This is a genomic window from Aneurinibacillus uraniidurans (assembly GCF_028471905.1).
Taxonomy (GTDB): Bacteria; Bacillota; Bacilli; order Aneurinibacillales; family Aneurinibacillaceae; genus Aneurinibacillus; species Aneurinibacillus uraniidurans.
On record NZ_CP116902.1, the window covers coordinates 1527900 to 1539993 of the forward strand.

At 44.2% G+C, this 12094-nt stretch carries 13 protein-coding genes and 1 pseudogene; 13 read left to right on the top strand and 1 reads right to left on the bottom strand.

The genetic code is table 11. From position 1 onward, the window contains the following. Positions 1-124 precede the first annotated feature (124 nt). The 13 genes and pseudogenes from PO771_RS07640 (at position 125) to PO771_RS07700 (ending at position 11496) form a co-directional block, all read left to right on the top strand. On the top strand, positions 125-805 hold the full coding sequence (locus PO771_RS07640) for a response regulator transcription factor (protein ID WP_272563124.1): 681 nt from the start codon (positions 125-127) through the stop codon (positions 803-805). Next, a complete protein-coding gene (locus PO771_RS07645; RefSeq protein WP_272562669.1) occupies positions 802-2154 on the top strand; it encodes a HAMP domain-containing sensor histidine kinase in 1353 nt (450 codons plus the stop codon). Before PO771_RS07640 ends, PO771_RS07645 begins: the two co-directional genes overlap by 4 nt. 170 nt (positions 2155-2324) lie before the next feature. Beyond that, complete coding sequence (locus PO771_RS07650; protein WP_272562670.1) at positions 2325-2864, top strand: hypothetical protein; 540 nt, start codon at positions 2325-2327, stop codon at positions 2862-2864. A gap of 203 nt (positions 2865-3067) precedes the next feature. Then, positions 3068-3292, top strand: a pseudogene (locus PO771_RS07655) (IS5/IS1182 family transposase); the annotation flags it as partial. 38 nt (positions 3293-3330) lie between these two features. Beyond that, entirely contained in the window at positions 3331-4293 is a 963-nt protein-coding gene (locus PO771_RS07660; protein ID WP_272563125.1) for a helix-turn-helix transcriptional regulator, read from the top strand. Between the two features lie 86 nt (positions 4294-4379). Then, the gene (locus PO771_RS07665) at positions 4380-5006 is read left to right on the top strand and encodes a type 1 glutamine amidotransferase family protein (RefSeq protein ID WP_272562672.1); all 627 of its coding nucleotides are present in this window, start codon (positions 4380-4382) and stop codon (positions 5004-5006) included. Between the two features lie 47 nt (positions 5007-5053). Next, complete coding sequence (locus PO771_RS07670; protein WP_272562673.1) at positions 5054-5578, top strand: VOC family protein; 525 nt, start codon at positions 5054-5056, stop codon at positions 5576-5578. Between the two features lie 95 nt (positions 5579-5673). Then, on the top strand, positions 5674-6090 hold the full coding sequence (locus PO771_RS07675) for a RidA family protein (protein WP_272562674.1): 417 nt from the start codon (positions 5674-5676) through the stop codon (positions 6088-6090). Between the two features lie 564 nt (positions 6091-6654). After that, positions 6655-7701: an acyltransferase family protein gene (locus PO771_RS07680; RefSeq protein WP_272562675.1), complete on the top strand. Its 1047-nt coding sequence runs from the start codon at positions 6655-6657 to the stop codon at positions 7699-7701. Positions 7702-7705: 4 nt separating this feature from the next. Beyond that, positions 7706-9085, top strand: coding sequence for an efflux RND transporter periplasmic adaptor subunit (locus PO771_RS07685; RefSeq protein WP_272562676.1), 1380 nt, complete (start codon positions 7706-7708; stop codon positions 9083-9085). Then, positions 9082-10278 carry an ABC transporter permease gene (locus tag PO771_RS07690; RefSeq protein WP_272562677.1) on the top strand — a complete coding sequence of 399 codons (1197 nt, stop codon included), beginning with the start codon at positions 9082-9084 and terminating at the stop codon, positions 10276-10278. Before PO771_RS07685 ends, PO771_RS07690 begins: the two co-directional genes overlap by 4 nt. A gap of 19 nt (positions 10279-10297) precedes the next feature. Continuing rightward, positions 10298-10822, top strand: a complete 525-nt coding sequence (locus tag PO771_RS07695) for a hypothetical protein (RefSeq protein ID WP_272562678.1) — start codon at positions 10298-10300, stop codon at positions 10820-10822. Positions 10823-10824: 2 nt separating this feature from the next. Beyond that, positions 10825-11496, top strand: a complete 672-nt coding sequence (locus PO771_RS07700; protein ID WP_272562679.1) for an ABC transporter ATP-binding protein — start codon at positions 10825-10827, stop codon at positions 11494-11496. Between the two features lie 58 nt (positions 11497-11554). Here the strand turns inward: PO771_RS07700 and PO771_RS07705 are convergent, their stop codons facing one another. After that, the gene (locus tag PO771_RS07705; protein WP_272562680.1) at positions 11555-11944 is read right to left on the bottom strand and encodes a DUF2512 family protein; all 390 of its coding nucleotides are present in this window, start codon (positions 11942-11944) and stop codon (positions 11555-11557) included. Between the last annotated feature and the right edge of the window lie 150 nt (positions 11945-12094).

A 12094-nucleotide genomic window follows, 5' to 3' on the forward strand; every position in this document is an offset into this window, starting at 1 on the left:
GTGTCAACAGGGAGAAGCGCACGGTCACAGTGGAGAAGGTGAAAGGTGACCAGAGGGGTCTGTTGCATAAACAGGCCTTTTTCTTTACTCTTAAGAAATAATAGAAAACAGTGGGGTGAGACGATTGCCATACCGCATCTATTTAGTAGAAGACGAACAGAACTTAAATCAACTTTTGGCAACGTATTTACAAAACGAGGGGTGGGACGTTACCTCTTTTTTGAATGGTGGCGATGCCCGGCAGGCGATTGCTCGGCAGCCTGATTTGTGGGTTCTTGATATTATGCTCCCGGATGTGGATGGATACCAGCTTATCCGGGAGATTAAAGCACAGGCGCCAGATGTTCCGGTTATTTTTATCTCCGCGCGAGATGCAGAACTTGACCGTGTGATCGGGCTTGAGATGGGAAGTGACGACTACCTGCCGAAGCCTTTCCTGCCGCGTGAGCTGGTCATTCGGGTTAAGCGGCTGCTTAATCGGGTATACAATGTGGTTTCGAATGCAGTGGAGGCGGGGAATGTACTTCATATTGCGCCGTATACAATCGATGAAACGAAGCGGATTGTGACGCGGGACGGTCAAGAAATTGAGCTGACATCGAAAGAGTTCGATTTACTTTTGCTGTATGCCAAAAACCAGGGGCAGGCGTTTGCGCGGGAACAAATCTTGCGCCGCGTCTGGGGGGAAGACTACTTCGGTACGGATCGGGTAGTGGATGATCTGGTGCGTCGGGTACGAAAGAAAATGCCAGAGCTGCGTATTGAGACGATATATGGATATGGCTATCGGATGGTACAGATATGAAAAATCAGCCGCTTGCCATTCAAATCTGGACAGCGTTCGCTGCCTTTATGCTCGGGATTGCGGTCCTTGTTGTGCTGCTTGTACCGTGGATGCTGCGGCCATTTTTTGTGGACGATATGTATGCCCGTATTTCGGATGCGCAGAACATTCTTTGGGAACACCGGGTTGTGAACGGAGAAAATCCGGAAAAACGACCATCACCACCTGATCGTGAAAAGCGGGATGTGAAGCATCTTATTTTCGTTGATAATGAACTTGTGATGCTGACACCGCATCGCCTGCCACCAGAAGTGCTCACGAAGATTACGGACCAAATTGTCAAGCAGAAGACAGGTACGAAGAAGTATCAGCAAAATATACAGGATCAACAGTTTTACTATATGATTCGGAGCGAGAAGGTCGGTGGACATTCTGTCTCGCTCGTTTCGTATATAACAGGTGCGTATGAGACAGAGATGAATCGTTCCTTGCTGCGCCAGCTCGTTAGCATTATGGGGCTCGTCCTTCTTGTCGGTGTTCCGTTCGCACTCTGGCTTGCCCGCTATTTATCCCGCCCGCTGCGCACGATGGAGAGGCATGTGAAGCAGATCGCAGATCGGAAATGGCACGAACCGCTTGATGTGAACCGTAAAGACGAGATTGGAAGACTGGGTCAGTCGATTGAGCGGATGCGCAGGCGGTTGATCAAGCAGGATGAAGCCCAGCAGTCCTTTCTCCAGCATATTTCTCATGAATTAAAAACGCCGGTCATGGTGATTCGCAGCTATGCGCAGGCGATTCGGGATGGAATTTTTCCGAAAGGTGACCTGGATGGCTCGGTTGGTGTGATTGAAGAGGAATCAGAACGGCTTGAGAAGCGTATTCGCAGCTTGCTGTACTTAACGAAGCTCGATTATCTGGCCAGCCGCGAACATGAGATGGAAACGGTAGATTTAAGTTTGCTCGTCGAAGATGCCATCACTCGTCTACGTGTGCGCAGGCTTGACATTGAATGGGAGATTGATATAGTCCCGGCCTGTGTACGGGGGGACGACGAACAAGTAAGTATTGCGATTGAGAACTTGCTTGATAATCAGATTCGCCACGCTGCCCAGAAAGCATCCGTGACGTTGAAAAAGGTACAGGAAGAAGGGAAGTCGTATGTCTTGCTTCGGTTCTGGAATGATGGTGGTTCGATTGAGGCAGATGTGAAGGATACGTTGTTTATGCCGTTTTATAAAGGAAAGAAAGGACAGTTCGGTCTCGGCCTGACGATTGTGCGGCAGATTGCCGAGCTGCATGGTGCAGATGTGTGTGTCGAGAATGAGGATGAGGGAGTGGCGTTTTATTTGCGGATGATAGTTGAGTAGGGTGATCTTTGTATCGAAGAGATAATAGTTTTGGAACTTACTATTTACAAACTAATTAGTAGACCGTATACTAAAAATTATTTAAAATGAAAAGTCTATCTGTTTACTTTGTTTTATGATTGCATCATATCGTTTCCTAATTATTTCTCTAAGTCAAAGGATACTCTACCATGCTTATCAAATCTGTCATCATTTGTATTTATCTTTTATTCACGTATTGGCTTTCCTTTCGTGCGCCTGAGCTGCATATGGTTTTTTATCCTACTTTAGCTGCCTTCAGCTTTCTGTTCATGTCCCGTTCAACTGATAAAAAAAACGTATACAAGATTGTTGGTGGGGCCATATTGGCATCAGCAATTGGCAGTTCGTTATATTTTGTGAATGCTGGTTTCGTCTCATTTTTTCTGACATCGTTTGTTATCATTTGGATGATCCAAAAGTTTAATTGGAATGCTGCGCCTATTTTAGCAGTATCCTTAGTTCCCTATTTTTCGAAGCCGCCATCTGTTTGGATTTTTCCATTATCGGTATCGTGTTCTTTACTCGGTCTTTTAGTAACATTGTGCGTGATTCAACAAGTTGAAAAAACAAAAGATGCCGTGAATGTAATCCCTATTTTAGCGCATAAACAACCACAATATCACTGGTATGGAATTTTTGGAGAAGGAAGCATCAATCTTATTGTTGGAGCGCTATACTCGTTACTATAGGAATTTGTAAAAGAAAGCAACTGGCTTAGGTAAATTAGTCAGTTGCTTTCTTTGTTTTAACAAAATGCCCACTTATTTGAATCAATTTCATAAATCCGGGACCAGTAACTATAAGGGTTTCTAGGCATAGGAAAAGGAGTACCTCCCCAAATCTCGAATAAGTTAAGCACGACCAAAACTTTATAGATAGGATGGTGACCCCCTATGTCCATTATGACAAGAAGTATAAAACAATCAAATTTGTACGGCCCAAAGCGTGCATAGATTGCCCATTGGCTTACGATTCGTTGTACCAAAAAGTATACAAGGTACGAATCGAAACAGATTTACGTCGCTATACAGCACCGGCTTGTGGAAGTCAGAAGTGGAAGATCTCTATGACCAACGCACAGCCGTAGAACGAGTCATCGCCTATTTGGAGGTATTTGGAAGGGTAAACGTAAGATTAAGAAAGGAGGGGAGTGCTGTGTCAAAAAACGATAATATGCTGGCAATTCTTTGGATGCTGAATTCAGGAGCAAAAATAACTGCGAAACAAATTGCGGAAAAGTTAGAGATAAACGTGCGAACCGTATACCGTTATATTGATTCGCTTTGCGCTAGTGGAGTACCGATCGTATCTGATGCAGGACAGAATGGCGGGTATAGCTTGCTGAACAATTTCATCAGTGCGCCTTTGTTCTTTGATGTTGAAGAACAAAAAGCAATTATTCATGCTGCCGTATTTGCAAAAGAAGCAGGGTACCCTTTCAGTGAGGTATTAAGCAAAGCTACAGAAAAATTGAAAATGTATTCAAATCGGGAACAGGAAAGCATTCTCAAGCGCCATTTAACTGGCTTTGAAGTGATAAGCCGTAACATGGCCCCTTCTGTTAAGCCAATATTAGTAGAACTGGAGCGGGCTGTAGCAAACGAGTATTCTGTAGAAATTGAATATCGCACAAGCCATGAAGAACAACCCAAGCAAAGGGTGATTGATCCTTATGGTGTGATTTATTGGAATAATAAATGGTATACGATTGGGTTTTGTCATCTGCGGAATGAAATCAGAAGTTTCCGGGCTGAACGGGTTTTACAGATAAAACAAACGCAAAGGGTGTTTAAACGGCCTGAATTTTTTTCTGCCAAGGAGTTTTTTTTACAAAGTCTATTGCCGGACCTGACGGATAAGGATGGAGTGATTTCATTAATTATAAAGGGTAGGGCAGAGGCTTTGGACGACTTGTGCATTCATTGGTTTTTAGGTCATCATCTGAAAGAGAGGACAACAAATCAAGCTGTCTTTTTACTTGACGAAAGAGCAATTCATGCATATGTGCCGTATTTTCTTTTATCCTATGGGAAGGCTATTCAGGTAATCGAACCACAGAGTTTGAAGATAAAACTTGTTGCTGTCGCATCAGAGTTAATGGAATACTATAAGATTTAAAAGCTTCACTGACAGCCGTTGTCAGTGAAGCTTTTTTATAATGAGAAAAAGGCATCAATGAACTGTAAAAGATGGAGGACATGCAAATGAATAATACTGTATATCTCTATGTATTTGATACGATGGCAGACTGGGAAATAGGTTACTTATCTGCCGAACTGAATTCGGGAAGATATTATAAGAAAGGGCTGACACCATCAAAAATAGTTACTATGGGAATTGAAAAGACCCCTGTTATTACAAAGGGGGGATTGAAAATATTACCTGATAGTAAGCTGGATGAGTGCAGTATTAAAAACGCAGATGCTTTGATTCTACCGGGTGGAGATACGTGGGCGGAAACAATTCACGAACCTATAATAAAAATAGTAGAGCAGTGTTTAAAGGAGAATATTGTTGTAGCGGCGATTTGTGGTGCTACAGTAGGACTGGCTAAGAAAGGATTGTTGGATTCACGATGGCATACGAGCAACGACTTGGACTACCTTAAAATGATATGTCCTACCTATACCGGAGAAAAGTACTACAAGAAGGAGTCCGTCGTAACTGATGGAAAACTGATAACTGCTTCCGGAATAGCTCCATTGGAATTTGCTTTACATGTCTTGAAGTCCTTAGATGTATTTACACCACAGACATTAGACGCTTGGTATAATCTTAATAAAACTCATGAACCGAAATATTTCTACGAGATGATGAATTCAATTCAATGAAGGCATACTTCACAATTTTTAGGTCTTATTTTAAAGGAGAGATAAAAATGGCTGATAACATAAAATATTTAGGAGTGTCGGGTAAATATACAAAGAATGGGATACCCAACGGATTTACAACGATAACACCATTCATAGTAGTGAAGAATCCTTCTGAAGCAATAGAGTTCTATAAGTCTGTTTTCAATGCAAGGGTTAAGGATGTTACTGAATTTTCCGATGAAAAAGGTAATAAAATAGTTGTTCACGCGGAATTGGATTTTGGAAATGGCTTTTTGCAGTTGGGCGCAGCGAATCCGTCTTATAAACTGGTTTTACCGCCAACTGGGGATAATGCATGTTATTCTTTAGCAATTTATGTTACTGATGTTGATCAGGTGTTTGAAAATGCAGTGGCAGGAGGAGCAAAAGTTAGGGAACCGATTGGTAACTTTGTTTCAGGTGATCGATTCGGCAGCATTTTGGATCCATTTGGAGTAAGATGGTCCATTATGACTAGGATCGAGGATTTACCAGAAGAAGAAAGCAGTCGGAGAGTGAAGGAATGGGCTAAAAGTTTAAGTGGGAATTAAATCATGTAAGATAACCTTCTCTATAGGTCAACTTGTAGCCAAAAATGAATGTAGCTATATTTAAGGCAGATTTTTATTTGAAAGGAGTCAAAATCATGACTGATTTTAAAGTAGAACATAAGAATCCAGACTTTTTATTTTCATCAAAAATATTCAGTCAAATGATTACTGTCAGCGGTAATGCTAAAACAATCTATATCGGCGGGCAAAATGCAACAAATGCAGAGGGAGAACTGGTTGGACAGGATGATCTTGAATTGCAGACCAAACAAATCCTGAAGAATATCGAAATCATCCTGGCTTCTGAACAAGCAAGCTTTAAGGATCTTATTAAGCTTAATATCTATTTGTTAAATGGATGTAATCCGCAAATTGGTCTTAAAGCATTTCAAGAATCCATTGGAGTAATGGAGAATCCGCCGTTAATTACAGTACTGTTCGTTTCTGGTTTTGCACGTCCGGGATGTTTAATTGAAATAGACGGAATTGCAGCAGTAGAAAGCAAGAAATGAGGTGGTATCGTATGGATTAACAAAGCTAAAATGCAAACGACGAGAGAAAAGTGAATCCAGCAAATGATAGAGGAACTTCGCAATGTCAACAAATATATGAGCATGGGCTATCGAATAAGATAAACGCTTCTAGAAACTTAAAACAATGATGGGAAACAAGTAGCCTGTGTTTCCGCATATGGTGCATGTAGAGTATTTTTTATACCACTAAAAATCACGTAAAGTATTTGAAAAAGAGCGGCCACCAGTGTCGCTCTTTTTCATTGTGTTGTGGAGTAGCGGTACCAACTATAAGTCTAAAGCTCTGAGCAATGCAGACGGTAGTAGTCATTGATATCTAATGAAAACAAATCATAAGACTAAATCTGAAGAGAGCCAGCGAAAAACAAGAACGTAATTCCCATAGAAATCAAGCCAATTTGCGCTTGGCAGTTGCCCACCCAACATTGCCTCCCCACTTTTCATAATTTCCCATAATATTTCGATAATTGTCCCACACTTCCTCCGTACACTACTAACATCTAACCCATTATACCAGTAGCAGAACAGTACGGGAGGACTACCATGCAAGAAGACAGACAACCACTCGCAGCCCTTTACCTCATCCAGCTCATCTCCGCATTCCTCGTTCTTGCCGGACATTATACAGCCGATGTCGACGACTTCATCATCTGGACCACATGGGAAGAAAAACTTAACCAGTTCAGCCGCTATGGCACTGTTATACTAGCCATTCTGACCGGCTACTTTACAGCCTACAGTCTAGAACGGAAGCAAGTTACCATGCACACATTTTTTCGTGGGAAGCTCGTGCATATTTTCCTACCATTTATCGTCTCCGGGATTGTATACACACTTGTTTTAAAAAGAACGATTCCATACACAGCGCAATATTGGACGCGCATTTTATCCGGTGATGCGGCGGGACACTTGTATTTTGTGTTCATGCTTGCTCAATATTATGTGTTTGCCTACGTGTTTCAGCGCTGGATTAAACGTTCGAATATTCTGGTCGTTTGTGCCGTGTTCGCAGCCTTCCAGTATGGATTCATCAACAACACACCAGCAGGCTGGTTGGCGCTTGGTGTCCGCCACTTTCTTCCTGCCTGGATTTTCACCTTTTATACCGGGGATATTCTATACCGATATCGCAGCATGATTTTTACTTTTTTTCGAAAGCATTCATTCGTTTGGTTCGGGCTCGCTGTTGCCGCTACGTCCAGTACGATCTATGTGCTCATGTCGCCTAAACTGTATACAGCTAATCATCTTTCATTCGTACTTGGCACGTGGGTATGGCTTGTAGTCGTACTGTATGTACTCGCTCGCTGCGAGGAGTGGCTTCGCATCATCCCGTTCCGCAAAGGTTTGACTTTCCAGATTTATTTATGGCATCCGCTGTTCATTATTGTAGGCAATAAGCTGTTTCAGCGAGTAGGAAGGCTGGAATGGGTATTGGCTCACAAATGGGCATCTGCTATATATCTCGGCAGCCTGTTTATCGCGACGTATAGTATGTCTGCGTTATATATAGAAGGACTAAAATGGATTCACAGGCGGACAGCAGAGAAGAAAGAAGAGAAAGAACAAACTGTTGCATGGGGGAGTTAGACAAATGAAGACAAAATGGATGTACATGACTGCCGGACTGCTTGTTGTGGTAGCGCTTACCGGATATTCCACACGAACGCTGTGGATGAAGCCTACACAGGAGGCTTCGGCACAGATGAAAGAACAGCGGGTCATGCAGGGCGATTTAAAAATTGACCAGGTCGCCGATGGCAATATTACGCTGCCGCTTTACAATGTGGACTTTGAGGTAAATGGAACACTAGCCCGTATTGCCGTGAAGTCCGGACAGATGGTGAAAAAAGGAGACATTCTCGCAGAGCTAGATAGTGACGCGTATACCCAGGCGATCAGTAAGGCCGAACTTAGTCGCAAAAAGGCAGAAACCAGTCTTGCGAATGTCCAGCAGCAAACATCAGTAGACAACGTAACCGGAAAGCAAAAGATAGAAGAGTTACAGCTTGACTACGAAAAAAGCAAAACCGACCAAAATGCACAAATTGCGACGGAAGAACAAAAGGTTCATGATCTACAGACACAGTTTAAAAAGCTAGAGCAGGAATATACGGCAATGACCAAGCTTGCGGATGCGTATCCGAAAAACGACATTGAAAGTAAGCGCCTCGATTATGAAAACGCGAAAAAAGCATATGAATCGGGACTTGCCCATTACAAAATGGTGAAAGTACAAGCCGAAGAGGCAATTAACAAGGCAAAAGTAAGCTATGAGAATCAGAAGAAGCAATACGCAATGACATCTGGTACGGCCGGTCAGGTAGCAACCGCTCGCGTTGAAGTGGAGAGTGCGCAAAACGACCTTGTAACAGCTCAAACGAACCTGAATAAAACAGTGCTGCGTGCGCCGATTGATGGAAAAGTCGTATACATATCGAAAAAAGTAGGCGAGCAGACAGGACCTGTACAGGATGATGGCAGTACAACAACGGTAGATACGAAGCATTTCATTGTTCTAGCTGATTCTGGAACGGTCCAGGTGAAGGCTGATGTGGCCGAGTCGGATATTAAGAACATTACGCTCGGTCAGCCAGTAGAAGTGACAGTTGACGCAAATGAGGGTGAGGCAATACGAGGAAAAGTGACGGCGATTAATAGTCTGCCAAAAGTGGATTCGAATGGTGTCGTAACGTATGAAGTGACAGCCGATCTTACGGGCGCGGGCGATACGTTGAAAGAAGGCATGACGGCTGTAGTTTCTTTTATTCTCAAGGAGAAGAAAAACGTGCTGTATGTTCCGAATAAGGCAGTGAAGGCGGAAAACGGAAAGCAGTATGTGCAAGTGAAACAGCCGGACGGAACGGTAGCGAAGAAGTACGTACAGGGTGGAATGACGGATGGTGAGAATATGGAAGTCGTGAGCGGTCTAAGCCGGAATGACATTGTTCTGGTGAAGGAGGACAAAAAGTGAGTCTGATTGAAACCATCCGCTCGGTTCTGTTAAACATTCAGGCGAACAAGTTCCGGGTGTTTCTCACTTCGCTTGGAATTATCATCGGGACGCTTACGATTGTGCTGGTGGTAGCCATCGGCAAGGGGAGCGAGCAGGCAGTATCTGAGCAGTTCAAACGGCTAAGTGTCGAAACAATTGTCATTCGTCCGGGCCGGGATGCACCCCCTAACAGTGAACTAACCAAGGAGCAGGCATTTAAAATGAAAGAACTTGAACATGTTCGCGATGTGAGTGCCGCGATCCGTTCCCAAAGTCAGGTGAATTACCGATCAACGTCAGAGAGTGCTTCTATTATGGGGATTAGTGAATCGTACGCTTTGATGAATAATCTTGCGCTTGAGACTGGCTCCATGTTTAGTGATCGGGATGGTGAGAAGCGAAACAAGGTGGCGTTGCTTGGCTATACTTTGGCCCAGACACTGTTCGGGGAAGATGTATCCGAGGCGATTGGAAAACAGATTACGATCAAGGGCCGCAAGTATGAAGTGAAAGGGGTGCTCAAGCGAGTGGGTGACACCGGACCAGGGGGTGGACCTGGTGGTGGCAGTACGGATGATAGTGTGTTTGTGCCCTATGATGTAGCGGTCAAATACACGGCGGGCAAACAGTCCAAACCAAATTATACTGCGCAGGCAACGGACATTAACTCAGTTGCCGCCGCGATGCAGGAGATGCAGACGTATATCGAAAACACGACTGGCAAGACGGATGCGTATACGTTGATGGATGCAGGGAGTCGGCTGAATTCGGCTAAGGAAACAGCCCGTACGATGTCTGCATTATTAATTGGGGTTGCAGGGATTGTTCTGCTAGTTGGTGGGATCGGTATTATGAATGTATTATTTGTATCCGTCAAGGAACGCACAAGAGAGATTGGGATTCTGAAGAGTATTGGAGCCAAACGGCGGGATATTCTACTAGAGTTTTTGCTCGAATCAATTTTGATTAGCTTTGGTGGCGGGATAGTCGGTATTGTGCTTAGTATGATTGTGATGCCACTTATGGCGTATACCAGTATCCGCGTACTTTCCTCGGCACAAGGCATGCTGCTTGGTCTTGCCTTTGCGGTGTTGACCGGCACGTTTTTCGGCTACTATCCAGCATTGAAAGCATCGAAGCTAACGCCGATTGAAGCGTTGAACCATGAATAAAAATAATGGGGGAATACAAATGAAGAAACAGGTGAGAACGATGGGGATATTATTAATGTTTGCCCTTGCGGCGACAGGTTGTGGCAATGCAGCGGAACAAGCAACGGCTACTTCGGATCAGGCGCAAGGAGCAGCAAGCATGAATGGGGACAAAAAACCACAAGGAAAATTTAGTCGTCCTGACCTAATGGGAGAAGTGGAATCGATTGTCGGCAATGAAGTGAAGCTAAAGCTAATTGAAATACCGGAGCGAACGGGAGCGCAACGGCAGTATTCGGGTTCCGGGCAAGGTCAGGGAGGAGGAAATACGAGCGGTTCCGGACAAGCACGTACAGTGAAATATACCGGACAAACAGAGACAGTTACCATTCCGGTAGGGGTTCCGCTGATTACGATGTCACGTGGCAACAATGGATTGGAAGAGACGGAAGTCGAGTTAAAAAGCATTAAGAAAGGCTCGATCCTTAGCATTACGTATGCCGATAAGACAGCTAAAACCATTTCGCGCGTTACCATTCGAACACCAAGACAGAGTGGGCAGTAAGTATGAGTGCGATTATTGAGCTTATCGATATCAAAAAATCGTTCGGCTCGGGTGAGGGCCGGGTAGACATATTGAAAGGCGTATCGCTTATGGTAGAAGAGGGCGATTTCCTGGCGATTCTCGGTCCATCCGGCTCGGGAAAGACAACGCTGATGAACATTATTGGCTTGATTGATACGGCTGATGCAGGAGAGTATTTGCTAGAAGGTGAGTCAGTTAGCCAGAAAAGTGAAAACGAATACGCGACGATTCGTAATCAAAAGATCGGGTTTATTTTTCAACGGTTTAATTTGATTGCAAAGTACTCTGCGCTGTATAATGTCGCGCTGCCTTTGCTGCTGCGCGGGGAAAAGCGAGATGTGGCGATGCAGCGGGCAGAAGAGATGTTGACGCGCGTTGGGCTTGGAGAACGATTAAAGTATCGGCCCGTCCAGTTATCCGGTGGGCAGCAGCAGCGCGTCGCCATCGCACGGGCACTGGTCGGCGAGGCGAATATCTTTCTTGCCGATGAACCAACCGGCGCACTTGATTCCCGCACGGGCCAGGATGTGATGAATATGCTCAAAGAACTGAATCAGGCAGGCAAAACGATCATCATTATTACGCATGATACAGGCATTGCTGCTCAAACGAAGCGTGTCATTCATGTGCGCGACGGATTAATCTACGCATAAATTACACAGAGGCTGTCCTAAAAGCCAAAACATGGCGACTGAGGCAGCCTCTGTTTTTTCACATGTTATTAATCATATCCATAAGGCTAGGACGATTACGACCAAACACCTTCCGCTCGACATAAATGTGATACGCGAATTCCTCCACGCAAAGGGCAACGGTGACCAGGGTGAACAGAAAGGCTTGACGATAGCCAACAGGAAAGCCAAGAAGTACATGCAGGCTCCATAGTCCACCTACTACAAGCAGCGCATCTGACAGCAGGCCGACTGTATTACCGAATTTCCGTAAAATTACCAGATCCCCCAGCAGGAATGTTACCGTACCAATAACAAGTATAAGCGTAGCTACGAGATGGAAGGGCTCGTGGTAAACAAGACCGATAAACAAAGAAAAGTTAGCTGTAACGCGGAGAAGTTTAATGAGATAAGCTTTTATGTAGTTCATCGAAAACAATCGCTCCTTTCCTTTTCCTCATCTGAATTATACCATAGCACGTTTGGTATGCTTCAATGATATGCTGGGGGAACTCCCCTAATTTTACTGTCATTGCCCGAATTCTTTTTTTATGGTAAAATTTTCAGAAAATAATAAAAA

What these genes read in the sequence shown, in the direction of transcription:
- PO771_RS07650 (WP_272562670.1), top strand. Translation starts at nt 2,325, where the DNA reads ATGCTTATCAAATCTGTCATCATTTGTATTTATCTTTTATTCACGTAT.
- PO771_RS07685 (WP_272562676.1), top strand. Translation starts at nt 7,706, where the DNA reads ATGAAGACAAAATGGATGTACATGACTGCCGGACTGCTTGTTGTGGTA.
- PO771_RS07665 (WP_272562672.1), top strand. Translation starts at nt 4,380, where the DNA reads ATGAATAATACTGTATATCTCTATGTATTTGATACGATGGCAGACTGG.
- PO771_RS07675 (WP_272562674.1), top strand. Translation starts at nt 5,674, where the DNA reads ATGACTGATTTTAAAGTAGAACATAAGAATCCAGACTTTTTATTTTCA.
- PO771_RS07645 (WP_272562669.1), top strand. Translation starts at nt 802, where the DNA reads ATGAAAAATCAGCCGCTTGCCATTCAAATCTGGACAGCGTTCGCTGCC.
- PO771_RS07700 (WP_272562679.1), top strand. Translation starts at nt 10,825, where the DNA reads ATGAGTGCGATTATTGAGCTTATCGATATCAAAAAATCGTTCGGCTCG.
- PO771_RS07670 (WP_272562673.1), top strand. Translation starts at nt 5,054, where the DNA reads ATGGCTGATAACATAAAATATTTAGGAGTGTCGGGTAAATATACAAAG.
- PO771_RS07705 (WP_272562680.1), bottom strand. Translation starts at nt 11,944, where the DNA reads ATGAACTACATAAAAGCTTATCTCATTAAACTTCTCCGCGTTACAGCT.
- PO771_RS07680 (WP_272562675.1), top strand. Translation starts at nt 6,655, where the DNA reads ATGCAAGAAGACAGACAACCACTCGCAGCCCTTTACCTCATCCAGCTC.
- PO771_RS07695 (WP_272562678.1), top strand. Translation starts at nt 10,298, where the DNA reads ATGAAGAAACAGGTGAGAACGATGGGGATATTATTAATGTTTGCCCTT.